Here is a 23035-nt window from a genome sequence, read left to right on the forward strand (position 1 = left end):
GTGGAGGACATCGTGCGTCGCGTCATGAAGCTCGTGGTCTCAGCGCTCCTCGTGGGCCTGGTCGCCGCCTGCAACGCCGGCGGCACGTCGCCGGCGGGCGGGGAGGACGGGCCGTTCACGCTCGTCTGGGGCAAGGAGACCGATCCGGCCGGCATCAACCCGCTCAAGGCCGGCGACATCCACGCCTTCGAGATCTTCAGCCTGGTCTACGAACCGCTCACCCAGCCGACGGAGGACCTCGAGGTGGGTCCCGGGCTGGCGGAGACCTGGGAGGAGACGTCGCCGACGACGTGGCGGTTCACGCTGCGCGACGACGTCGCGTTCTCCAACGGACGAGCGCTCACGTCGGCCGACGTCGTCGGGACCTGGGAGGCGCTGAAGGAGCTCGACGTGCGCACCGGGTCGTTCCCGAACGTCGACACGATGACGGTCGTCGACCCGCTCACGTTCGACGTCCAGCTCGCCGCTCCGATGCCGGACCTGCCCGCCCGCATGGAGCTGTTCTGGGTGCTGCCGGCCGAGGAGCTGGCCGCCGGGACGTTCAACCCCGACGAGGACCTGCTGGGCACCGGCCCGTTCGTCGCCGGCGAGCACGTGTCCGGCGTGTCGTGGACGTTCGAGCCCAACCCGCACTACTGGCGCGACGACGTGCGCGAGGTCGAGGAGCTGGAGATCAAGTTCATCCCCGACGACGCCTCGCGGCTGGCGGCGCTGCGCACCGGCGAGATCGACTTCACCATGTCGTCGAACCCGGACATCCGCACGATCCTCGAGGGCGACCCGTCGCTGGAGGTCACGGTGCAGGACACGACGGACCTCTACTACCTGTCGCTGAACTCGACGTGGACCGGCTCGCCGTTCGTCGACCAGCGGATCCGTCAGGCGGTCGCCCTGACCATCGACCGGCAGCAGATCATCGACACCGCGCTGGGCGGCATCGGCGAGCTGACCGCGATCACGCCGAGCGCGTTCGCCGACGCCTGCGACCCGGCCGGCGTGCTGGGTGCCGAAGGTCGTGACGTCGACGCGGCCAAGGAGCTGCTCGCCGAGGCCGGCGTGAGCGAGCTGGACTTCCAGCTCACGGTGGTGCCCGCGTTCGGCGCCCTGCGCGGCCCGCAGATCGCCCAGGTGATCCAGCAGAACCTGCAGGAGATCGGCCTGCACGCGGAGGTCGGCGTCATGGACGGCGGCGCGTGGCTGGAGGAGACGTTCACCAACGGCACCTTCCAGGCCACGCTCAACTGGTTCACCGGCGGCGGCTCCAGCTCGCACCTGCTCTCCTACATGGACCCCGAGCGCGCGCCGATCCTCGCCCACCTCGTCGGCGACGACCCGGCCACGCTGGGACTGGTCCGCGAGGCGCTGGCGCTGCCGCCCGGCGAGGAGCGCGCCGACGCCGTCGCGGCGGCCTGCGAGAGCCTCAACGAGCAGGCCTTCTTCATCCCGCTCGCGACGAAGCCGACGGTGATCGTCTACCGGTCGGACCGGGTGGAGCCGGTGCTGAACCCGATCGAGCCGGTTCAGATGACGTTCCGGCGGCTGGCCGAGTTCGGTCCGGCGTCGTGAGCGGGCCGATCGGGCGCACCGCGGTCGTCCTGGCGCGGGCCGCCGCGACCATGGTCGCCGTCACGATGCTCGTCTTCATCGCGTTGCACGCCGTGCCGGGCGGGTTCGAGTCGGTGTACCTGGGCACCAGCGCCAGCGAGACCAGCCACGCCACGGTCCGGGCCATGCTGGGGCTGGACCGGCCGCTGCCCGAGCAGTACCTGAGCTGGGTGGGCGGCATCGTCACCGGCGACCTCGGCACGTCGCTGCTCAGCTCGCGGCCGATCGTCGACGAGCTGGCGGTGCGGCTGCCCGCCACCGCCCAGCTCGCCGTCCTGGCCACCGTCATCTCCGTGCCGGCCGGCGCCGCCCTCGGCATCGCGGCCGGCGTCGCCAACCTGCGCGGACGGGCCAGCGGGCTGGGCCGGGTGGCCGGCGCGCTGTCGGCCAGCGTCCCCGACTTCGTGGTCGCGACGGTGCTCGTGTTCGTCGCGTCGCAGGCCGGCTGGCGCATCGTCGGCGCGTCATACGTCCCGTTCGCCGAGGACCCGCTCGGCAGCACCGCCCGGATGCTGCTGCCGGCGCTCTCGCTGAGCTTCTTCGCCACCGGCATCGTCGCCCGCACCACGCGCGACGCCGTGCTGGCCGTCCGGGCGGAGCCGTTCATGACGATGGCGATCGCGCGGGGCGAGTCGACGTGGCAGATCGTGCGCCGGCACGTGCTGCGCAACGTGGCCAACCCGATCGTCACGATCGGCGCGGTGAACGTCGGCGCCCTGCTCGGCGGCGCGCTGATCATCGAGCGGGTGTTCGCCATCCCCGGCGTCGGCGAGTACGCCGTCAACGCCGTCAACGCGCGGGACTACCCGGTGGTCATGGCGACGGTGGTGCTCGGCGCGGCCGCGTTCGTCGTCGCCAACGCGCTCGCCGACCTCGCCGGCGGCTACATCGACCCGCGGCTCGGCGCCCGGCGGAGGGTCGCGCGATGAGGCTGCGGGCCGACGGTGTCACCGTCGTCGCCGTGGTCGTGCTGACGGTGCTGGTCGTGGCCGGGCTGGCCGGGCGGCTCGGTGCGTTCGGCGACCCGGCGGCGCTGGGGGAGCGGCTGGCCGCGCCGTCGCCGGGCGCCCCGTTCGGCACCGACGACCTCGGCCGGTCGATGCTGCCGCGCGTGGCGGAGGCCATCGGCAACACGCTGCTGCTGGCGCTGCTCGCGGTGGCGCTGTCCACGGTGGCCGCCACGGTGCTCGCCGTCACCGCCGCCTACCTGAAGGGTGCGGCCGACCGGGTGATCGTCGCGCTGGCCGACGTCCTGTTCTCGTTCCCCGGCCTGCTGTTCGCGATCATGGTGGCCGCCGTCCTCGGCCCGGGCCGGCCCGCGGCGGTGGCGGCGATCGTGCTGGTGACGCTGCCGCTGATGGTGCGGGTGTTCCGGCAGGCGGCGATGACGGTGGCCGAGCGCGACTTCGTCGTCGGCGCCGAGGTCAGCGGCGTCCCCGCCTGGCGGATCATGGCCGTGCACGTCGTGCCGAACATCGCCGGCCCGATCGTCGTGCAGGCCACGTTCGCGCTGTCGGTCGCGATGCTGGTCGAGAGCGCGCTGAGCTTCCTCGGCCTGGGCGTGCAGCCGCCGGCCGCCTCGCTGGGCTCGCTGGTGTCCGGCGGGCTCAACGCGCTGTCGATCGCGCCCTGGCTGGTGTTCGTGCCGGGTGCGGTGCTGGTCGCGGCGATCACCGCCACCAACCTCGTGGGCGACGGCCTGCGCGACCGCCTCGATCCCAGAGAAGTGAGGGCACTGCGATGACCCTGCTCGACGTGCGCGACCTGGCCGTGCGCTACGACACGCCGCACGGCGTCAGCCAGGCGCTCGACGGAGCCTCGCTCACCGTCGCCGCGGGCGAGCTCGTCGCGGTCGTCGGCGAGTCCGGGTCCGGCAAGAGCACGCTCGGCATGGCGGCGCTGGGGCTGCTCCCGGCCAGCGCGCAGCGGCTGACCGGCGACCTGCTGGTCGACGGCGAGAGCGTGTTCGGCCTGGACCCGCCGCGGCTGCGCCGCCTGCGCCGCACCCGGCTCGGCCTGGTGCTCCAGGACGCGGCCGGCTCGCTCGACCCGACCCGGCGCGTCGGCCGTCAGCTCGCCGAGCACCTGGACCGGCCCGGCCGGGCGGACGTGCTGAGCCGCCTGGAGCAGGTGCGGCTGCCCGACGTGGAACGCGTCGCGCGCAGCTACCCGCACCAGCTCTCCGGCGGGATGGCGCAACGCGTCGCCATCGCGATCGCGCTGGCCCGCTCGCCCGGGCTGCTCGTGGCCGACGAGCCCACCGCCGCGCTCGACACCGAGATCAAGCACGACGTGCTGCGGCTGCTGGCCGACTCCTGCCGGGAGCGGGGCACGGCGCTGCTCGTCCTGACCCACGACCTCACCGGGATCGCGGCCTACTGCACGCGGCTGGTCGTCATGTACGGCGGCCGGGTGGTCGAGACCGGACCGCCCGACGACGTCCTGGAACGGCCGCGGCATCCGTACACCCGTGGGCTGCTGCATGCCGTTCCGGGACAGGAGACCGTGGGCGGCACGCTGCGCTCGATCGCCGGATCGCCGCCGGTGCTGACCGGGCCGTCGGCCGGCTGCGCGTTCGCACCGCGGTGCGAGTTCCGCGTCGACCGGTGCGACGCGCGGCGGCCCGAGCCGTCCGCCGACGCGGCCCGCGTGCTCTGCCACCGCGACGGCGAGCTCGACGCCGTCGTGACGCTGGACGAGGTTCCGGAGGTGAGCCGATGACCACGCCCGTTCCCACCGCGGAGCTGCGCGGCGTCGACCTGGACTACGGGTCCGGGCCACCGTGGGCGCGGCGGCACCAGCGCGCCGTCAGCGCCGTGAGCCTGACGATCGCGCCCGGCGAGACTGTCGGCCTGGTCGGGCAGTCCGGCTCGGGCAAGACCAGCGTCGGCCGGCTGCTCCTCGGCCTGGCGCGGCCGACCGCCGGCTCGGTGCTGTTCGAGGGCCGCCCCCTCGGCGAGGACCGCCGCCGGCACCGCGGCCGCCTGCAGGCGGTGCTGCAGAACCCTGCGTGGTCGCTGGACCCGCGGCTGCGCTGCGGCACCTCCGTCGCAGAGCCGCTCACCGTCGCCGGTGCGCTCCCGGCAGACGAACGGCGCCGGCGGGTCGCGCACATGCTCAAGCAGGTGGGCCTGGACCCGGGCGTCGCGGACCGGTTCCCGCACCAGCTCTCGGGCGGGCAGCAGCAGCGGGTGGCCATCGCCCGGGCGCTGGTCTCGCACCCGTCCCTGGTGGTGTTCGACGAGGCGGTGAGCGCGCTCGACGTCTCCGTCCAGGCGCAGATCCTCAACCTGATCCGGCGGCTGCAGGACGAGGTCGGCTTCGCGGCGCTGTTCATCTCGCACGACCTCGCCGCCGCCCGCTACGTCTCGCATCGCGTCGCCGTCATGTGGCGGTCGGAGATCGTCGAGGTGGCCGACGCGGCCGCGCTCTACCACCACGCGGACCATCCGTACACCCGGTCGCTGTTCGGGCTCGAGCCCGGCGCCGCGGGCCGTCGCTGAAAGGGGAGACAACCATGCCGGAGATCGAACGGGACGGCACCCGGATCCACTACCAGGACGTCGGCGGCGGCGAGCCGCTGCTGCTCATGCACGGCGGGCTGGCCAGCGGCGACTACTGGCGCCTGGCCGGCTACGCCGACGCCTTGGCGGGCCACCGGCTGCTGCTGCCGGACTTCCGCGGTCACGGGCGCAGCTCGCTGTTCCGCGACCCGTCGAGGTACGGGATCCCGTCCGACGTCGAGGACGTGCTGGCCGTGCTGGACGCCGCCGGGGTCGACCGGGTGACGGCGTGCGGCTGGTCGTGGGGCGGCACCGTGGGACTGGCGCTGGCCGCGCTGCATCCGGACCGTGTCCGGGGCGTCGTGGCGATCGGCTCGTCCGGCCGGCACGGACGGTTCACCGACCTGCCCGCCGGCTACGGCCGGTTCGCCGAGACCGCGGCCCGGATCCGCGCCGAGGGACTGGCGCCCGCGGCACGCGACGTGTCAAGACTGGGCGGTGGGCGGGACTGGCTGCGGGAGACCTTCCTGGCCAACGAGCCGGCGACGGCCCACTCCTGGTACCTGGGCCAGCTGACGGCGCCGCCGCTCGGCCGGGCGCTGGCCGACGTGTGGCAGCCGGTCCGGTTCATCGCCGGCGAGGACGAGGTGCAGCTCCTCGACTTCCCCGACCCGCTGCTGCCGCCGCAGGCCGAGCTGCGGGTGCTGGAGGGCGAGAACCACGTGTCCGCCTTCCTCCGCGTCGACGTCGTCGCACCCGTCCTCGAGCAGCTGGCCGGATCGTCGGTGGCGACGACACAGGGCGCCGACGTCCGTTCGCGATGACGACGACCACGGCCGGCGCCGATGTGACACTGGGACCCGGACGCGACCGGGACGGGTGAGGCGCATGGGTGACAGCGAGTCGACGGCCGGGGCGAACGAGCCGCCGGTCCCGGCGGCGCTCGAGGCGTTCATGGCGACCGGATGGGCCGACCACGACGAGCCGGGGGAGCCGGCGCCGGTCGCGGCGTGGGCGGCGAAGCGCCGCGCCGCGCTGGCCGAGCGGTTCCCCGGCGGGCGACTGGTCGTCCCGGCCGGTGGGTTGAGGACGCGCAACAACGACGTCGACCACCGGTTCCGCGCCGGCAGCGCGCACGTGCACCTCACCGGCAACCAGGCCAGCGACGCCGTCGTGGTGCTGGAGGACGGCGCGGCGACGCTGTACCTGCGGCCGCGGGCGCCGCGGACGGAGCAGGAGTTCTGGCGCGATCGCCGCTACGGCGAGTTCTGGGCCGGCCGCCGCCCGAGCCTGGCCGAGACCGAGCACCGGCTCGGGCTGGACTGCCGGCATCTCGACGAGCTGCCGGCGGTGTTCGCGTCCGGCCCGCCGGCCCGGCTGCTGCGCGGCGTCGATCCGCGGGTCGACGCCCTGGCCGGAACGCCGGACGGCGCGCCGGAACGCGACGCCGAACTGGCCGCGGCCGTGTCGGAGCTGCGGCTGGTCAAGGACCCGTGGGAGATCGAGCAGCTGCGCGCCGCCTGCGCCGCCACCGCGCGCGGCTTCGAGGAGTGCCTGCGGGAGTGGCCGCGGGTGCTCGAGCACGGGGAGCGCTGGATCGAGGGCACGTTCTGGCGCCGCGCCAGGGCCGAGGGCAACGACGTCGGCTACACCTCGATCGTGGCCTGCGGGCCGCATGCGACCACCCTGCACTGGATCGACGACGACGGGCCGGTACGACCCGGGCAGCTGCTCCTGCTGGACATGGGCGTGGAGACCCGGTCGCTGTACACCGCGGACATCAGCCGCACGCTGCCGGTGTCGGGCCGCTTCACCGGCCTGCAGCGCGACCTCTACACGCTCGTGCTGCGGGCGCAGGACGCCGGCATCGCGGCCGTACGGCCGGGCGCGCGGTTCCGCGCCTACCACGAGGCGGCGATGGAGGTCATGGCGCACGGCCTGGCCGACCTCGGCCTGCTGCCCGTCAGCGCCGAGCAGGCGCTGGACCCGGAGTCGACGCTCTACCGGCGCTGGACGCTGCACGGCAGCGGCCACATGCTCGGCCTCGACGTGCACGACTGCACAGCGGCGCCCGCGGCCGCGTACGCCGACGGGACGCTCGCGCCCGGCCACGTGCTGACCGTCGAGCCGGGGCTCTACCTGCAGGCCGACGACCTGCTCGTGCCCGAGGAGCTGCGCGGCATCGGCATCCGCATCGAGGACGATCTCCTCGTCACCGACGCGGGCGCGGAGAACCTGTCCGCCGCCCTGCCGCGCGAGCCCGGCGCAGTCGAGACCTGGATGGCCGGACTACTGCCCTGACAGGTGGGTGTCGAACCAGTCGATCACCCGGTACAGCAGGTCGGCCTGGTGATCCCGTTCGACGACGGCGTGCGCCTCGCGCGGGTACAGCACCAGCCGGGTCTCGACGCCTCGGGCGCGCAGCCCCTGGTGCAGCTCGTGGCCCTGGCTCGGTGGCACGCGGGCGTCCTGCTCGCCGTACAGGATGAGCGTCGGCGTCGTCGCCGCCTTGACGTAACGGATGGGGGAGTGCAACCAGTGCGTCTCCGGGTCCTCGTCGACGACGCCGAAGTAGCGGTCGAACGCCGACCGGCAGTCGGCGGTGCCCTGGAAGCTCACCCAGTTGGCGATGCCGGCGCCGGAGACCGCCGCCTTGAACCGGTCGGTGTGCGTGATGGTCCAGTTGGTGAGGTAGCCGCCGCCGGACCAGCCGCCCACCACGAGCCGCTCCGGGTCGGCGACGCCCAGGTCCACGGCCGCGTCGACGCCGCTCATGAGGTCCTCGAAGTCCGGTTCGCCATAGTTCCCGGCGATGCCGGACAGGAACGCCGTGCCGCGGCCGGACGAGCCGCGCGGGTTCGGCAGCAGGACGGCGTACCCGCGCCGGGCGAGGAACTGGGACCAGTCCAGGCACGGGTAGCGGCGCAGCTCGTGCAGCCAGGCGCCCATCGGGCCGCCGTGGATCTGCAGCAGCAGCGGGTAGCGCCGCCCCTTCTGGTAGCCGACCGGCAGGACCAGCAGGCCCTGGAGCTCCAGCCCGTCGAACGAGGTCCAGGACAGTTCGCGGACCTCGCCGTAGTCCTGCTCGCGGGTCCACGGGTTGAGGTCGGTGAGCCGCCGGGCGGGCGTGTCCGAGCCGAGGTCGGCCACGTACACCTCGCCGTACGAGGTGTCGTCGGCGCGGACGAACGCGACCCGCCGGCCGTCGGCGGAGACGCTGAACGCGGTCACGCAGCCGGGCCGGTCGAACGGCGCGATGGCGTCCCGGACCGGCCCGCCCGCCGGGTCGACGACGGCGAGCCGCTGCTGCTGGCCCTCCTGGAGGATCGCCAGGATCTCGCCGCCGGGCAGCCACGAGAAGCCGAAGAACGAGCCGGGATGACCCGGCGCGAGGAGTTGCGCCGACCCGCCGCCGGCAGGGACGGTCTGCAGCGTGAACAGCGCCGGCAGCGCGCCGTCGGCGGCGTTGACGGCGACGGTGGCGCCGTCCGGGCCGAACCGCGGCATGGCGGAGAACGTCTCGACCGTGCCCAGGCCACGCACCCCGCCCTGCAGGTCGATGGTCACCAGTTCGGCGGGTAGCTGGTCGGTGAAGACGGGCGACGCGGTGAACGTGGCGACGAGCGCGTCACCGGACGGCGCCCAGCCGAACGTCGCCGGGCCGTAGTCCAGGATGCCGCCGACGTGCCGGTCGGCCGGCGACAGGCGGTGCTGGTCCGGCAGCGCGCCGCCGGCCGCGGCGTCGTCCGGGACGGTGAGCAGCCACAGGCTCGCCTTGCCGACGTCCTCGCCGGCGACGGTCTCGTCGTGGTCCTCGCGCGGCTCGTCTCCGGCCGCCGCCACGAGAAGCGCCAGCCGCGCGCCGTCGGGCGACCACTCCAGCGCGAGCACGCCGCCGTCATGCCCGGTGAGCCGCACCGCCTCGCCGCCGTGGCGCAGGTCGAGCAGGTACGCCTGCGCGCTGCCGCGCTTCTCCCGGTCGGAGAGAAAGGCGACCCGCCGGCCGTCCGGCGACCAGCGCGGCCAGCGGTCGCCGGCCGATCCCGACGTGAGCCGCCGCGGCGTCCCTCCCGCGGCGTCGACCAGCCCGAGCGTCCCCGCGGGTGGCGTGTCCTTCTCCGTCGCGACGGAGCTGGTGACGTAGAGCACCCGTTCCCCGTCCGGTGACACCTGCACGTCGGCGACCACGGTCGCGGCGAGCGCCGCCTCGATGTCGTTCATGCCGTTCCTCCTGACTGGACGGACAGGTGCCGCTCGAACCAGCCGAGCATGCGGGTGGCGACGTCGATGCGGGCGGGCAGCCGGCGCACGCCGTGGCCCTCCTCGGGGTACACGACGAGCTCGGTCTCGACCCCGTGGTCGCGCAGGGCGGTGTGGAACTCCGCGGCCTGGGTGGGCGGGGTGCACCGGTCGCGGGCGCCGGCGACCAGCAGCGTCGGCGTGCGGACGGCGCGGGCGTGCATGACGGGGCTGCGCCCGTGGTAGCGGCCGCCGGCGGCGTAGGGGTCGTCGTCGAGGAAGAGGGCGTCGAAGTGGCCGATGTTCGACGTCAGGTGCTGGCTGTACCAGTCGGTCACCGGGGCGACGGGCACGGCGGCGGCGAAGCGGCGGTCCTGGGTGACCAGCCAGCACGACATGAAGCCGCCGTAGCTGCCGCCGGTCACACCCAGCCGGGCCGGGTCGGCGATGCCGCGTGCCACCAGGTCGTCGATGCCGGACAGGATGTCGTGGGTGTCGGCGCCGCCCATGTCGCCGTAGACCGCGCCGGCGAACTCCTGGCCGCGTCCGGACGACCCGCGCGGGTTCGGATGCAGGACGGCGAAGCCGCGGCTGACCAGCAGCGGGGTGTAGTCGTGGCCCATCCGCCAGCGGTTGCGGTACGCCGACACCGGCCCGCCGTGCACCAGCACGACCAGCGGGAACGGGCCGTCGCCCGCGGGACGGCACAGCACGCCCTCGATCCGCAGCCCGTCCGGTGCGGTCCAGCTCACCGGCGCCGCGGTTCCGGCCACGGACGCCAGCCACCGCGCGCCCGGATCGGTCAGGGCGACCAGCTCGGTGGTGGCGCCGCCGGGTGCGACGAGGGTGACGGCGGGCGGCCGGTCGTAGCGCTCGAGCAGGAGCGCCGCGGTGCCGTCGGGCGCGAACGCGGCGTCAGGGTAGCGCGCGCCCGACGACGCGTCGGTGGCGAGCAGTTCGGCGCACGTGCCCGTCGACACGTCGTAGACGCCGGCGACGGTGTCCAGGCCGCGCACGCCCACGTAGCCCAGCCGCCGGTCGTCGAGCCACTGCAGCCCGGTGACGTCGACGCCGCCGGTGTCGGCCGCCACGACGACTCCGGACGCCGGGTCGACCAGCCTCAGGTCGCCGGCCACGATCCACCGGTCGCTCGACAGCGCCTCGACGACGGCGATCCGGCGCCCGCCCGGCGAGCCGGCCGGCCAGCCGAGCTGGGACTGCGGCTTGTACACGGCCTCGGCGCCGCCGCTGGTCACGTCGACGGCCACGAGCGCCGCGGTGTACCAGGCGCCCTCGCCGGGGTCGCCCTCGGACGCGACGGCGACGACGCGGTCCGGGCCCAGCCAGGCCGCCTCCCACACGTTCAGCCCGTCCGGCGACACCCGCCGCACCGTGCCGGCCGCGACGTCGTAGACCCAGGCGCTGCGCCAGGCCGACTCCTCGCCGCCCTCGACGGCGGGCAGCCAGCCCGGGCCGTCGTCGGACCGGCCGGAGTTCGTTCCGGAGCCCTGGCCGCCGGCGAGGTCCGCGCCCAGCCCCGCGACGCCGAGCAGGATCCGCTCGCCGTCGGGCGACCAGGCGCAGTACTCCACCGTGCCGTCGACCCGTGGCGCCGCGATCGCCTCACCGAGCCCGTCGCGCAGCAGATAGAGGCCGAACACGCCCTCGTCGGCCCGGTCGGACAGGAACGCCAGCGTGCTCCCGTCCGGCGACCAGCGGGGGCAGCGGTCGTTGCCGGGCCCGCCCGTCAGCACGCGCAGGCCGTCGCCGTCGGCCACCGCGATGCGGGTCGACCCCAGGCCCTCCAGCTTCTCCAGGATGGTGCCGGTGACGGCGACGGCGCGCCCGTCGGGTCGCAGCGAGGGGTCGGCCACCCCGGTGACGCGGCCGAACCCGGGCTCCAGCCAGCGCCGGTAGAAGTCCTCGACGCCACGGTAGGCGTCGCTGTCGCGGATGTCACGGTCCATGCTCACTCCGGTGCCGAGATGATCGGGCTCACGGGCAGCGCGTCGCGGTCGACGACGACGCCGTCCTTCATGACGTCGACGATGCGGCGGTAGTTCCGCACGTCGTCGAGCGGGTCGCCGTCGAGGATGAGCAGGTCGGCCCGCTTGCCGGGTTCCAGCGTGCCCAGCTCGTCGGCGACGTGGTACGCCTCCGCGGGGTAGCGGGTGGCCGACAGCAGCGCCTCCATCGGCGCCATCCCGAGCTCGGTCACCGCCTCGAGCCAGTAGAAGTGGCCCTCGCCGAAGTGCTGCGAGTGGTCGACGACGTCGCGCAGCCGGGCCAGCGCCGGGTGCTTTCGCAGCCGCGGGCCCATCAGCGCGCCGTCGACGGTGAGCAACAGGCGGGCGCCCGCGTCGATCAGCCGGCGGTCGTTCTCGGCGGCGGCCGGGTTGAGGCCGACCGTCCGCCACCACTCGGGGCCGTGCTCGTGGACCCAGGCCCGGTACCGCTTCGTCGGCACGATCGCGGCGACCGGAATGCCGCGACCGGCGATGGCCGCGACGAGGTCGTCGGGCATCGGCTCCTTGCCGGTGATGTTGCCGTGCTGGAGCAGGTCGGCGCCCGCCTCGATCTCCATCCGCAGGCTCTCGACGGTGATGGTGTGGGCCTGGACGGTGATGCCGGCCCGGTGCCCCTCCTCGACGATGGCCCGCTGCGCCGTCTCGGAGAACAACAGCACGGGGGTCGAGTGGCCGCAGGCGCCGTACTTGATGAAGTCGACGTCCGAGCGCTCGATGTACTCCCGGACCCGCCGGCGGATGCCGTCGGCGGTCAGCCACATCAGGTCCTGGCCGACGCCCTGCTCCCACTCGTGGTTGACCCGGTCGACGATCTCGGGGCCGAGGAAGTCGCCGGGCGACTGGAAGTCCGACGAGAACGGCCCGCCGAAGCCGATGATGTTGCCGGCGACGAACATCCGGCTGCCGACGACCTCGCCGCGGTTGATCCGGTCGCGGACGGTGGTCAGCGGCCGGAGCGGGCCCCACGTGTCGAACACCGTCGTGATGCCGGCCTTCAGCGCGACCTGCGCCGCCTCCAGGACCAGCTCGTCGTAGCGGCCATCGTGCTCGAGGATGACGTCCGGGAACGCGGAGAACAGGTGCGCGTTCGCGTCCATCAGGCCGGGGACGACGTGTCTCCCGGTGGCGTCGATCATCGTCGCCGAGCCCGGGACGACCGTCTCCCGGGCCGGTGTCACTGACACGATCCGCTCGCCGTCGATCAGCACGACGGCGTCGCGCAGCGGCGGGCGCCCGGTGCCGTCGACGACCGTGGCGCCGGCGATCGCCGTCAGTGTCATGAGAGCCTCCTGTCGTTCGCCGTCACTGCTCGAGCACCCGCAGGCTGGTCGCCACGGGGCCGCGGTACTGGATCTCCGCCTCCGCGCCGCGGAGGAACCAGGGCTCGCTGGCGTTGGACACCGGCACCAGGTCGAGCTCGCCGATGACCGCCCGTTCCGCCTCGTTCCAGGACGCGCAGGCCTCGGGCGGCGTCATCGTGATCGCCTCGGCGGCGAGCCGCTCGTACTCCGGGTTGTCCAGGTGCATGATGTTGAGGCCGTCCGGCGGCACGGGTCCGGACAGGTAGGGGACCATCTGGCTGGGCAGGATGAACTCCCAGCCGGAGAGGTACACATCCCAGTTGCTCGTCTGGTAGAGCACCTCGGTGGCCGCCGTGGAGCTGTAGCCGGGCAGCTCGACCTGCACGCCGATGGCCTCCCACTGCTGGGCGAGGTACTCGGCGGTGGGCCGCTGGTACTCCGAGGTGACGGTGAAGTACACCAGGTCGATGGCCAGCGGGCGGCCATCCTTGGCCCGCGTGCCGTCGGCGCCGCGGACCCAGCCGGCCTCGTCGAGCAGCGCCTCGGCCGCCGCCACGTCGTGCTCGGGCAGCAGGCCGTCGGCGGTGTCGGCCGCGCAGACCGAGAAGTCGAACGGCAGCAGTCCGGTCGAGGCGCTGCCGTGGCCGCCGGTGCTGACCTTGATCACCTCGGCGAGGTCGACCGCGCTCACCAGCGCCTCCCGGACGCGCCGGTCGGCGAGGATCCGCTCAGCGGAGTGGTTGAACGAGAGCCACGAGCCGCTGGTCTCCCAGTCGACGCGCTCCAGCGGCGCCGCGTCGAGCCGGTCCACGTCGGGGCCGGTGATCTGGGCGAGGTTCAGCTCGCCCGCGAGCAGCAGGTTGGCCGTCGTGGTCGCGCTCTCGATGAACCGCACCACCACGGTCTTCGGCACCCCGGGCTCCGCCGTCGTGGCGCCCTCCGGTCCCCAGGCGTAGTCGTCGCGCCGCGTGAACGTGGCGCTCTGACCGGGCACGACCTCGGTGAGCACGAACGGGCCGGTGCCGTCGGAGCCCGCCGTCAGCAGCTCGCGGTCGCGCATGCCGTTGGCGCAGACGATGGGCAGCCGGCCGATGGTCTCCAGCAGGAACCCGTACGGCTCCTCCGTCGTGACCTCCACCGTCCCGGCCGCGTCGTCGCCGGTCGCCGTCACCGGGACCGTCGGCGTGTGGAAGCCGTACATGGCCGACTGGTTCGCCGGGTCGCTGACGTAGGCGATCGCGTCGGCGACCTGGCTCGCGGTCAGCGGGGAGCCGTCGGAGCAGGTGACGTCGTCGCGCAGGGTGAACGTGGCCGACGACGGGTCGACCGACCACTGCTCGGCCAGGCCGGTCACGAACTCGCCGTTGGAGCGCTGGTTCACCAGCGAGTCGTAGATGAGGTAGTTCAGCGCGGTGATCCCGGCGCCGGTGGCGGGGTAGGGGTCCCAGCTGCCCGGCGCGTAGTTGAACGCGATGGTCAGAGTGCCGTCGGTGGCGTAGCTCGCCTCGCCGGGGGAGGCGGACGAGCCCGACGGGCCGGACGACGCGCCGCACGCGGCGACGAGCACGGTCGTCAGCAGGGCGAGGGGCGGCAGTGGCGATCGCGGCATGGCGATCCTCCTTCGGCAGCGTGGCTGGCCCCGACTGTAGGGACGGCGACGGCGCCCGGATATGCTCTGCGGCCGCAAAGACGGCGGCCCGTTTCGCGCGATCGGCGAACCGGTGGCCGGGTCCGGCGGATCAGCCGGCCGGGACGCCCATCACGTCGCGCAGCACCCGCAGCGTGTTGCCGCCCAGCACCTTGCGCACGTCGTCCTCGGCGAAGCCGCGCCGCAGCATCGCCTCGGTGACCTTCGGCAGGTCCGACGGCCGGGCGACCTCGGCCGACGCCGTGTCGCTGGGGAAGCCCGGCGGCAGGATCCAGCCGCCGAACACCTGCTGGTAGTAGTCGTCGATGAAGTCCGGCCCGAGGCCGACGTGGTCGATGCCGGCGGTCTCGGCGACGTGCTCGATATGGTCGACGACGCGGTCGGCCGTCGGCGTCGTCGCGTCGATGAAGAACGGGATGGCCGCCGCGATGCCGACGACGCCGCCGAGCTCGGCGATCCGCTTGACCTGGGCGTCGCCGAGGTTGCGATGGCTGTCGGTGAGCGCGAGGCAGGCCGAGTGGGTGGCCAGCAGCGGCCGGGTGGCGCGGTCGAGCACGTCCTCGACGCCGGCCAGGCCGAGGTGGCTGATGTCGAAGACGACGCCCAGCCGCTCCATCGCGGTGAAGACCTCGACGCCCTCGGGCGTGAGCCCGCCGCGCGAGGTGTCGTCCAGCCCGCTGCCGTCGGCGAGGAACGTCCGGCCGAAGTGCGCCAGCGAGACCACCCGCACGCCGACCCGGGCCAGCGTGTGCAGCAGCGCCGGGTCCTGCCCGATCGCATGCGCCCCCTCCAGCGCGATGACCAGCGCGATCCGTCCGCTCGCCACCGCCGCGTCGACGTCGGCCCCGGTCAGGCACAGCGCTACGTCGCCGGCATGCTCGTCGGCGAGCCGGTGGATCCGCTCGATCAGCAGCAGGGTCCGGCGCAGCGCGCCCTCGGACTGGAACTGCTCCTCGATGCAGATGGGCAGCACCTGCACGTCGACGCCGCCGGCCCGCAGCTCCGGCAGCCAGAACCGGGCGAAGTGGTCGGTCTGCCCGCGCCGGTCGTAGTGGTCGACCAGCAGGATGAGGTCGTTGTGGGTGTCGACGACGACGGCGTCGCGGTGCAGGTCGGCTGCGTCCATCGCTGGGTGGTCCTCCGGGTCAGAGCCGGCCGGCGACGACCGGCAGCAGCAGGTGGGACGGGTACTCGGGGTCGTGGTGCACCAGTTGCTCGGCCGGGACCGGCGGGCCGGGCTCGCCGCCGCGGTTGGCGTTGCGGTCGTACTTCGGGAAGTCGGCGGAGGAGATGTCGAGGCGGATGCGGTGACCGGCGGCGAACCGGTTGGCCGTGGCGCACATGTCGATCTCCAGACGGTACACGCGGCCCGGCTCCAGCAGCTCCGGCTCGCCGTCGAGGTCACGGTAGCGGGCCCGCAGCAGGCCGCTCTGCAGCTGGATCGCGCGGCCGTCGGGGAACACGTCGGAGAGGCGGGCGACGAAGTCGGTGTCGACCGCGCTCGAGGCGGCGTACAGCACCAGCCGCAGCGGGCCGACCACGTCGACGTCGTCGGGCAGCACGTCGGTGGTGTAGGTGAGCACGTCGGCGCGGCGCTGCACGGCGCTGACGTCGACACTGCCGGGCGGGTAGCGATAGGACACGATGCTGCCGCCGACGGTCGGCGTGGGGTCGTCGGGGTCGTAGACGTACCGGTCCGGGCCGGTGGCCGCGCCGGGCGCGCCGGTCGTCAGCGTGCCCCGCGGGCCGAGGTGGAGCGCCACCGTCCGCGCGCCCGGTACGGGCCACGCGTCGGCGCTGCGCCACTCGTTCGCGCCCATCAGGTAGTAGACGACCGCCGGCCACTCGTCGGTGCGGCCCTCGCGGACGGCGTCGTACCAGCGCAGCAGCGTCTCGGCGTTCGTCGGCGTGCCGTAGGCGTGGTGCAGCTCCGGGTGCTCGGCCATGCCCTCGTGGTAGCCGGGCTGGTTGTGCGCGCTGGGCGCGACGAACAGCCGGCTGCCCGAGCGCACCGGCTCCGGCGCCGCGCGCATCAGCAGGTCCCAGGTCGCGAGGGCGTCGTTGAGCCCCCAGTCGTACCAGCCGGTGCGCAGCAGCACCGGCGCGTGGAAGGACCGGGCCAGCTCGGCCGGGTCCGGGTGCGGCAGCGTGTGCGCGTCGTGGGAGATGCGCTGCCCGAACACCGACGGCAGCGACTCGACGTCGACGGTGGTGACGGCCGGCGATCCGGTGGCCAGGCGCACGAAGGCGGCCCGCTCGGCGCCGCTCATCGCGCAGTACAGGTCCCACAGCCGCCGCTGGCGCTCGCCGGGGGAGAGGTCCCGCAGCTGCGGGTAGCGCCGCAGCAGCGGCTCCGGCACCGGCTGGTACAGCGGCTCGTTGAAGTACCCGCCGGCCAGCGTCTCCGCGGCGACGTGGTCCTCCATCTCGGTGAGGTGCAGGGCGACCTTGCCCTCGCCCTTGCCGACGACCCGCGCGTAGGCGTCGAGGAACAGGTAGAGGTGCGCGGTGTTGACGGCGACGCCCAGGCCGCTCACCTCCGGCACGATGGTGGACATCGCCGGATGCAGGGCCATCTGCCACTGCGTCTGGCCCACGTACGACCCGCCGCACGCGCCGACGAACCCGTCGCACCAGTCCTGCCGGACGATCCACTCGACGAGGTCGTAGCCGTCGTCGGGCTCGTACATGTAGTAGTCCCATGTGTCCGGCTCGCTGTCGCCGGTGCCACGTACGTCCTGGGAGACGACGGCGTAGCCGCGGCGGGCGAAGGACAGGAAGGCGCCGGCGATCGGGTCGGCGCCGCGACCATACGGCGTCCGCATGGCGACGACCGGCGCCGGCAGCTGCGGCGGCAGCCACACGTCGGTGGCCAGCCGGACGCCGTCGCGCATCGTCACCAGCTCGGTCCGCACGTCGATCTGCGCGACGGCGAACCGCGGCGGCGTCAGCAGGGCGCTGCGCCGCAGCACCCGGGCCAGCTCCGGCGCGGTCTCGGCGAGAAGGGGCGACAGACTCCCGGCGACGGTGTCGGTGCTCATCCTCCGATGGTGCCGCGGCGGGCGATCGCGGTCGTCGTCGCCGGTGCAGAGCCTGGGCCGGTCTGTTCGTGGTGGGCGACGAACCCGCGCCTCACCCGGCTGGCGGGCGCCTGAGGTCGTTCGCGACCGGTCAGCGCGTCGTTGCCTCGTCGGAGGACGGCGGAATGGTCGGTCGCGTCACTGGCACAACGGTGAGAAGACTGGTGAGCCCGGTGAAGTCATCGGGATCCGTCGTGAACAGTGGCAACTCCTCGGCGATCGCGGTGGCGGCGATCATCAGGTCGGCCACGCGACGTCTCGGTTTGCGACCGGCGCCGATGACAGCCGCACAGACCCGCCCGTAGATGCGAGCCGTCTCTGCGTCGAACGGAATCGGATCGAACTCATTCTCGGCACGCTGGAGAACGTCGAGCCTTCGGGCGCGCTCCGCGTATTCGTCGTACTCGCCCTGCGCGTCGTTCCTGCGGACTTCATGGGGGCCTGCCGAGAGTTCGGCCAGGGTGATGGAACTGATCGCCATCGCGGACGGAAGCTCCTCAGGGTCCACCCACCTGCGCAAGATCATGATGTTGGTGTCCAGCAGGCCCTGGTCGTACTCAACGCGCATAGGGATCGTGCATTTCCTGGTCGGCCGCAGCCTCCTGGTCGGCCCGGAACGCCTCGAGGGAGATACCCGGAGCGCTTCGGGACATGGCAGCGAACTCCTGCCGCGTGACGAACCGCCGGCGCCGGCGCAGGGGAATCAGCTCACCGATCTGATGCCCATCGCGTGTGACGGTGAACGCCTGGCCTCTCTGAACGGCGTCCATGATCTCTTTGGACCTGTTGCGTAGATCGCGCTGCGTGATCTCGGGTTGTGCCGCCATGGGTACCAGGATACGTCGGTGTGGCACCCGGTGCTACCGGGTGGCAGCAGCTTGTCGTCACCGCCGCTCGCAGCGTTCGTATCAACTCGTTTCGCCCGGCCCGTCGAGCATGAGCGCGAGCCCGTCGGCCAGCGTCTCGGTCAGGTCGAGGTCGAGGTCGTACGTCGCCGTGGCGGCGATGCCGTTGATCAGGCACTGGGTCAGCGTCACCATGCGCTCGAGCGGCAGGGCGGGGACGGGCCGGCCGGCCATGCTGGCCACCAGGATGTCGCGCACGATGTCGCGGGCCTCGTCGTTGAGCTCGACCAGCCGCGGCCCGAGCGAGTCGTCGCGCATGGCCTCGGCGACGAACTCGTAGCCGGCGATCGTCCACGCCTTCTCCGGCTGCAGTTCGGCCCAGATGATCTCGGCGACCGTCGTGACCGGAATCCGGTCCTGGACGCCGCGCAGGGCCTCCTCGAGCCGCCGCCCGCGGGCCAGCATGCGCCGCTCGGTGACCGCCATGAACAGCTGCGCCTTGCTGGCGAAGTTCGAGTAGAGGGCGCCGATCGTGTAGCCGGCCTCCGCCGCGATCTCGTTGATGGAGGCGCCGCGGTAGCCCTTGGCCGCGAACACCTCTTCCGCCGCGACCAGCACGTTCTCGCGGGTGATCGCCCGGACGCGTTTCGGAGCGGCGCCGGTGCCGCTTCGGGTGCGGGTGCTCATCCGCTCGGCGCGCCTCCTCGTTGACAGACTGTTCGGTCCGGGTGGATAGTGCCGCTATTTAGTAGCGCCACTATATCGCGCCGTCGCGATAGATCAACCACTCGAGTGGGAGGTGATCCCGCGGTGACCACTGGCGTCGCGCGCGCCGCCGAGCCCGGCGGCCCGAGTCCCGACCGTTCGCTCACCAGCCTGGCCCGGGTGCTCGACCAGCTCGGGACGACGCTGCTCAACCTCGTCGTGGGGGAGGGCCGGCTGTCCTCGTCGGTCGGCGGGGTGGGCATCCACGACCCCCACGACGACTCGCCGCTGCCACCCGCGTCGCTGGTCCTCGGCGTCGGCGTGCACGAGCCGCACGAGGTGGCGGCGCTGCTGCTGCAACTGGGCAAGGCCGACGCCGTCGGGCTCGTCGTCCGCACGCCGCTGGTGATCGACGAGACCATCCGGACCGCGTCCGACGTCTCCGGTGTCGCCCTGCTGGCGTTGGCGCGCGGTGCCTCCTGGACGCAGGTGGCGGCGCTGCTGCGCTCGGTCCTCGCCGAGACCGAGGTCGGCGGCGGCCGCGCGGACTCCGTCATCGAGATGCCGGCCGGCGACCTGTTCACCCTGGCCAACGCGGTCAGCGCGCTGGTCGACGCGCCCATCACCATCGAGGACCTGGACTCGCGGCTCATCGCGTTCTCCAGCGGTCAGGACGACCTCGATCCGCTGCGGTTCGAGACCATCCTCGGCCGGCGCTGCCCGGCGCGATTCCGGACCATGCTCGAGGACCGCGGCGTGTTCACCGCCATCTACCGCAGCGCGGAGCCGATCCGGGTCGAGATGCCCGACGTGCTGCCCCGCATCGCCGTCGCGATCCGCGCGGGCGACGAGGTGCTCGGCTCGATGTGGGCGGTGACGCAGGCGCTGACCGACCAACGGCGGACGGCGTTCACCGAGGCCGCCGGGCTGGTGGCGCTGCACATGCTGCGCCAGCGCGCCGGCGCGGACGTGCACCGCCGGCTGCGCACCGACCTGGTCGCGACGGTGCTCGGCGGCGGCGCCAGCGCGGGCGAAGCGGCCCGCCAGCTGGACCTCGCCGCCGGCCCGGCGGTCGTCCTGGCGCTGTGCACCCTGCCCGCCGACCCGCCCGTGCCGGCCGCCCGTGCCGAGGCGGACCTGCAGCGCAGCTCCGACGCGTTCGCCCTGCACCTGGCCACCGTCCACCCGGGCTCGGCCTGCGGCCTGGTCCGCGGCGTCGTCTACGGCATCCTTCCCGTCCCCGCCGACACCGACGACGGCGAGGAGCGCGCCGTCCGCATCGCACACGCGTTCCTCCAGCGGACCGGCGAGCGGATCGCCTTCGGCATCGGCATCGGCCGGACGGTGCGCACCGTCGCCGACCTCGCCCAGTCCCGCCTCGACGCCGACCGCGCCCTGCGCGTCGTCCGGTCCGGGCGGGCCGCGGGGCCGGTCGTGCGCATCTCCGACGTCTACGCGGCGGCGCTGCTGCTGGAGCTGTCCGACCTCGTCGCCCTGGACATCGGGCTGCCCGACGGGCCGATCCGCCGGCTCATCGAGTACGACGCGGAGCACCACTCGCACCTGGCGCTGAGCCTGCGCGCCTGGCTCGACGCCTTCGGCGACGTCAACGCCGCGGCGACCGCCGTGCACGTGCACCCGAGCACGTTCCGCTACCGCCTGCGCCGGCTCACCGAGGTCGGCGGCCTCAACCTCGACGACGGTGACCAGCGGTTCACCGCCATGCTCCAGCTCCGCCTCCTCGACATCTGACGCGCCCGGCGCGACCCGTGATCATCAACCTTTTGCGTCGTCCTGACAGCTCAGAAGGTTGATGATCATGGTCGTGGGTGTGCCCTCTTGCGATAACGCCATTATCGGATAACATCACTATCGCAATAACGACGCTATCGGACGATGGAGCATCGATGGGCACCGATCTGGCGAAGGGCAAGGGCCGGCGGCGGGCGCTGACGCGGGAGCAGGTGCTCAACTCGGCCGAGACCGGGTTCCTGGAGCGCGGCTTCCACGGCGCCTCGGTGGAGTGGCTGGCGTCCCGGGCGGGATACACGACCGGCGCCATCTACTCCAGCTTCCGCGACAAGGCGGGCCTGTTCCTCGCGGTGCTCGAGCGGCGGTACCGCTCACAGATCGAGATGTGGCGCGCCGCTGCCGCGGCCGACGACGCCGAGCAGGCCGTCGTCGCGCTCGTCAAGGGCCAGCTCGAGGACCCGTTGTACCTGGGGTGGTTCAGCGCGTACCACGAGTTCCTGGCGTCATCCGTGCGCGACCCCGAGCTCAGGGCGGCGCTGCGTACGCAGTTCCGCCACTTCGCGCACGAGTTCGAGGTGGCCATGCAGCCGCTGGCCAGCCGCAGCTCGCTGCCGGCCAAGGACTTCGCCGAGCTCGTCCGGGCGGCCTCGAACGGGCTGGCCCTGTTCGAGGTCATCGAACAGACCGACGACCGCGCGGACCTGATGACGGCGCTGCTGGCCCGGCTCACCCGCTGAACTCACTCAGAACGTCGCTCGACCAGGTTCGATCCGCTACGTGGAGAGGAGCCACCATGAAGCTCGCGCGCGCCATCCCAGGGGTGTGCGTCACCCTGCCGATCGCCCTGGTCGCGGCCTGCGGCAGCACCGGCGAACCGGCGGCGAGCGACGGCGGCACGTTCGTGCTCGCCGTCACCGACGACACCCAGAACCTCGATCCGCACGGTCCGGCCAGCTCGGTCGGCCTGGTCATCCAGATGTCCCGGCTGCTGTACGACCCGCTGGTCAACGTGGCGGCCGACGGCGCCGTCCTCCCCGGGATCGCGCAGACGTGGACGGAGTCCGGCTCGGCCGTCACGTTCACGCTGCGCGACGACGTCACCTGCGGCGACGGCACGCCGCTGACCGCGGCGATCGTCAAGGAGAACTTCGACTACGTCCTCGACCCGGCGAACGAGTCGGCGGTGCGGGGGATCCGGGTCCCGGTCGATGCGGTGGTGTCCGCCGACGACGCCGCGCACACGGTGATGGTGTCGACGTCGACGCCGCCGGAGTTCCTGCTCGCGCAGCTGTCCAGCCTCGGGATCGTCTGTCCCGGTGGGCTGGGGGATCGCGCGACGCTCGTCCGGGGCGCCGACGGCACCGGTCCCTACACGATGAGCGAGGCGGTGCCCGGCAGCGAGTACCGCCTCACCCGCAGGGACGGCTACGCGTGGGGCCCGGACGGCGAGCCCGGCGGCCCGTTGCCGGAGTCGCTGGTGGTGCGCATCGTCGAGAACGAGTCGACGACGGCGAACCTGCTGCTCGACGGCGAGGTCGACGCCGCGGAGATCCGCGGGCCGGACCGCGAGCGGCTGACCGGGGCCGGCCTGACGCCGATCGCGTTCCGCGAGCCCGTGGGCCAGATCTGGTTCAACCAGCGGGCCGGCCGGCTCTTCGAGGACGAGGCGCTCCGGACCGCCGTCCTGCAGAGCATGGACCTCGACGAGGCGGCCCGGGTGGCGACCCGTGGGACGGGCGTGACGTCGCAGGGCCTGCTGTCCGAGCCGCTGGTCTGCGGCGGCGTCGACCCGTCCGCCGCCCTGCCCGGCCACGACCCGGCGGCCGCTGCGACCGCCCTCGCCGGTCGCCCGCTCGCGGTGACGCTCATGTACCCGACGTCGCTGGGAGCGGATGTGAAGGCCGCGATCGAGCTGGTGGCCGCGGGCCTCGGCGACGCCGGGATCGCGACGACGCTCAAGCCGGTCACCGACGCGCAGCTGGGCCCGACGCTGTTCGAGACGGGGGACTGGGACATCTTCTGGGGCAAGACCGACGTCCAGATCCCCACGCAGCTGCTGCCCTACGTCTCCGGCGCCGAACCGCCGGACGGCTCCAACTTCGCCGGCGTCGACAACGCCACGATGGACGCCTTCGCCGAGTCGATGGGCTCCGGCGACGACACCTGTGCCGTGTGGAACGAGGCGGAGCTGGCGCTGTACGACGCCGCGTCCGTCGTCCCGCTCGCCGACGTCGAGGTGCCGATCTTCGCCGCCGACGCGACCTTCGAGGTGATCGGCACGCAGGGCGGGCTGATCGTGCCGACGTCGATCCGAGTGGAGTGAGCGGACG

At 73.4% G+C, this 23035-nt stretch carries 19 protein-coding genes; 10 read left to right on the forward strand and 9 right to left on the reverse strand.

Annotated features, from left to right (window positions below; genetic code table 11):
• Positions 1-12: 12 nt before the first annotated feature.
• From C1I92_RS07495 to C1I92_RS07525, 7 genes are all read left to right on the forward strand, one after another.
• Positions 13-1566, forward strand: coding sequence for an ABC transporter substrate-binding protein (locus tag C1I92_RS07495; protein WP_146605055.1), 1554 nt, complete (start codon positions 13-15; stop codon positions 1564-1566).
• A complete protein-coding gene (locus C1I92_RS07500; protein ID WP_111254043.1) occupies positions 1563-2534 on the forward strand; it encodes an ABC transporter permease in 972 nt (323 codons plus the stop codon). The genes C1I92_RS07495 and C1I92_RS07500 overlap by 4 nt, the downstream gene beginning before the upstream one ends.
• A complete protein-coding gene (locus C1I92_RS07505) occupies positions 2531-3349 on the forward strand; it encodes an ABC transporter permease (protein ID WP_111254044.1) in 819 nt (272 codons plus the stop codon). The genes C1I92_RS07500 and C1I92_RS07505 overlap by 4 nt, the downstream gene beginning before the upstream one ends.
• Positions 3346-4326, forward strand: a complete 981-nt coding sequence (locus C1I92_RS07510) for an ABC transporter ATP-binding protein (protein WP_111254045.1) — start codon at positions 3346-3348, stop codon at positions 4324-4326. Before C1I92_RS07505 ends, C1I92_RS07510 begins: the two co-directional genes overlap by 4 nt.
• Positions 4323-5108, forward strand: coding sequence for an ATP-binding cassette domain-containing protein (locus C1I92_RS07515; RefSeq protein ID WP_111254046.1), 786 nt, complete (start codon positions 4323-4325; stop codon positions 5106-5108). The genes C1I92_RS07510 and C1I92_RS07515 overlap by 4 nt, the downstream gene beginning before the upstream one ends.
• Positions 5109-5122: 14 nt before the next feature.
• Positions 5123-5932 (forward strand): alpha/beta fold hydrolase, encoded by an 810-nt coding sequence (locus C1I92_RS07520; RefSeq protein ID WP_111254047.1) that lies wholly within the window; start codon positions 5123-5125, stop codon positions 5930-5932.
• A gap of 64 nt (positions 5933-5996) precedes the next feature.
• A complete protein-coding gene (locus C1I92_RS07525) occupies positions 5997-7409 on the forward strand; it encodes an aminopeptidase P family protein (protein ID WP_111254048.1) in 1413 nt (470 codons plus the stop codon).
• Here C1I92_RS07525 and C1I92_RS07530 read toward each other — a convergent pair.
• The 9 genes from C1I92_RS07530 to C1I92_RS07570 all read right to left on the reverse strand — a co-directional run bounded on the left by C1I92_RS07530 (position 7398) and on the right by C1I92_RS07570 (position 18935).
• Positions 7398-9329, reverse strand: coding sequence for a S9 family peptidase (locus C1I92_RS07530; RefSeq protein ID WP_111254049.1), 1932 nt, complete (start codon positions 9327-9329; stop codon positions 7398-7400). The two genes, C1I92_RS07525 and C1I92_RS07530, sit on opposite strands and share 12 nt — an antisense overlap.
• A complete protein-coding gene (locus C1I92_RS07535; protein WP_111254050.1) occupies positions 9326-11314 on the reverse strand; it encodes a S9 family peptidase in 1989 nt (662 codons plus the stop codon). The genes C1I92_RS07530 and C1I92_RS07535 overlap by 4 nt, the downstream gene beginning before the upstream one ends.
• Before the next feature lie 2 nt (positions 11315-11316).
• Positions 11317-12654 carry an amidohydrolase family protein gene (locus C1I92_RS07540; protein WP_111254051.1) on the reverse strand — a complete coding sequence of 446 codons (1338 nt, stop codon included), beginning with the start codon at positions 12652-12654 and terminating at the stop codon, positions 11317-11319.
• A gap of 22 nt (positions 12655-12676) precedes the next feature.
• Complete coding sequence (locus tag C1I92_RS07545; protein WP_111254052.1) at positions 12677-14284, reverse strand: ABC transporter substrate-binding protein; 1608 nt, start codon at positions 14282-14284, stop codon at positions 12677-12679.
• A gap of 130 nt (positions 14285-14414) precedes the next feature.
• Positions 14415-15449: a dipeptidase gene (locus C1I92_RS07550; protein ID WP_111254053.1), complete on the reverse strand. Its 1035-nt coding sequence runs from the start codon at positions 15447-15449 to the stop codon at positions 14415-14417.
• 19 nt (positions 15450-15468) lie between these two features.
• Positions 15469-17364 carry a CocE/NonD family hydrolase gene (locus tag C1I92_RS07555; protein ID WP_111254054.1) on the reverse strand — a complete coding sequence of 632 codons (1896 nt, stop codon included), beginning with the start codon at positions 17362-17364 and terminating at the stop codon, positions 15469-15471.
• Between the two features lie 130 nt (positions 17365-17494).
• Positions 17495-17971 (reverse strand): type II toxin-antitoxin system VapC family toxin, encoded by a 477-nt coding sequence (locus tag C1I92_RS07560; protein WP_111254055.1) that lies wholly within the window; start codon positions 17969-17971, stop codon positions 17495-17497.
• A complete protein-coding gene (locus C1I92_RS07565) occupies positions 17961-18230 on the reverse strand; it encodes a type II toxin-antitoxin system Phd/YefM family antitoxin (RefSeq protein WP_111254056.1) in 270 nt (89 codons plus the stop codon). Before C1I92_RS07565 ends, C1I92_RS07560 begins: the two co-directional genes overlap by 11 nt.
• Positions 18231-18311: 81 nt before the next feature.
• Entirely contained in the window at positions 18312-18935 is a 624-nt protein-coding gene (locus C1I92_RS07570) for a TetR/AcrR family transcriptional regulator (protein ID WP_111254057.1), read from the reverse strand.
• Positions 18936-19058: 123 nt separating this feature from the next.
• On the opposite strand from C1I92_RS07570, the gene C1I92_RS07575 reads away from it, so the two are divergent.
• From C1I92_RS07575 to C1I92_RS07585, 3 genes are all read left to right on the forward strand, one after another.
• Positions 19059-20705, forward strand: coding sequence for a PucR family transcriptional regulator (locus C1I92_RS07575; protein ID WP_111254058.1), 1647 nt, complete (start codon positions 19059-19061; stop codon positions 20703-20705).
• A 155-nt stretch (positions 20706-20860) separates the two neighbouring features.
• Positions 20861-21442 carry a TetR/AcrR family transcriptional regulator gene (locus tag C1I92_RS07580; protein ID WP_111254059.1) on the forward strand — a complete coding sequence of 194 codons (582 nt, stop codon included), beginning with the start codon at positions 20861-20863 and terminating at the stop codon, positions 21440-21442.
• A 56-nt stretch (positions 21443-21498) separates the two neighbouring features.
• On the forward strand, positions 21499-23028 hold the full coding sequence (locus C1I92_RS07585) for an ABC transporter substrate-binding protein (RefSeq protein ID WP_111254060.1): 1530 nt from the start codon (positions 21499-21501) through the stop codon (positions 23026-23028).
• The last annotated feature ends 7 nt before the right edge of the window (positions 23029-23035 follow it).

The organism is Jiangella anatolica, from assembly GCF_003236295.1.
Classification (GTDB): Bacteria; Actinomycetota; Actinomycetes; order Jiangellales; family Jiangellaceae; genus Jiangella; species Jiangella anatolica.

Coding starts and splice junctions, on each gene's coding strand:
- C1I92_RS07505 (WP_111254044.1), top strand. CDS start 2,531: ATGAGGCTGCGGGCCGACGGTGTCACCGTCGTCGCCGTGGTCGTGCTG.
- C1I92_RS07510 (WP_111254045.1), top strand. CDS start 3,346: ATGACCCTGCTCGACGTGCGCGACCTGGCCGTGCGCTACGACACGCCG.
- C1I92_RS07515 (WP_111254046.1), top strand. CDS start 4,323: ATGACCACGCCCGTTCCCACCGCGGAGCTGCGCGGCGTCGACCTGGAC.
- C1I92_RS07520 (WP_111254047.1), top strand. CDS start 5,123: ATGCCGGAGATCGAACGGGACGGCACCCGGATCCACTACCAGGACGTC.
- C1I92_RS07525 (WP_111254048.1), top strand. CDS start 5,997: ATGGGTGACAGCGAGTCGACGGCCGGGGCGAACGAGCCGCCGGTCCCG.
- C1I92_RS07530 (WP_111254049.1), bottom strand. CDS start 9,329: ATGAACGACATCGAGGCGGCGCTCGCCGCGACCGTGGTCGCCGACGTG.
- C1I92_RS07535 (WP_111254050.1), bottom strand. CDS start 11,314: ATGGACCGTGACATCCGCGACAGCGACGCCTACCGTGGCGTCGAGGAC.
- C1I92_RS07540 (WP_111254051.1), bottom strand. CDS start 12,654: ATGACACTGACGGCGATCGCCGGCGCCACGGTCGTCGACGGCACCGGG.
- C1I92_RS07545 (WP_111254052.1), bottom strand. CDS start 14,284: ATGCCGCGATCGCCACTGCCGCCCCTCGCCCTGCTGACGACCGTGCTC.
- C1I92_RS07550 (WP_111254053.1), bottom strand. CDS start 15,449: ATGGACGCAGCCGACCTGCACCGCGACGCCGTCGTCGTCGACACCCAC.
- C1I92_RS07555 (WP_111254054.1), bottom strand. CDS start 17,364: ATGAGCACCGACACCGTCGCCGGGAGTCTGTCGCCCCTTCTCGCCGAG.
- C1I92_RS07560 (WP_111254055.1), bottom strand. CDS start 17,971: ATGCGCGTTGAGTACGACCAGGGCCTGCTGGACACCAACATCATGATC.
- C1I92_RS07565 (WP_111254056.1), bottom strand. CDS start 18,230: ATGGCGGCACAACCCGAGATCACGCAGCGCGATCTACGCAACAGGTCC.
- C1I92_RS07570 (WP_111254057.1), bottom strand. CDS start 18,935: ATGAGCACCCGCACCCGAAGCGGCACCGGCGCCGCTCCGAAACGCGTC.
- C1I92_RS07580 (WP_111254059.1), top strand. CDS start 20,861: ATGGGCACCGATCTGGCGAAGGGCAAGGGCCGGCGGCGGGCGCTGACG.
- C1I92_RS07585 (WP_111254060.1), top strand. CDS start 21,499: ATGAAGCTCGCGCGCGCCATCCCAGGGGTGTGCGTCACCCTGCCGATC.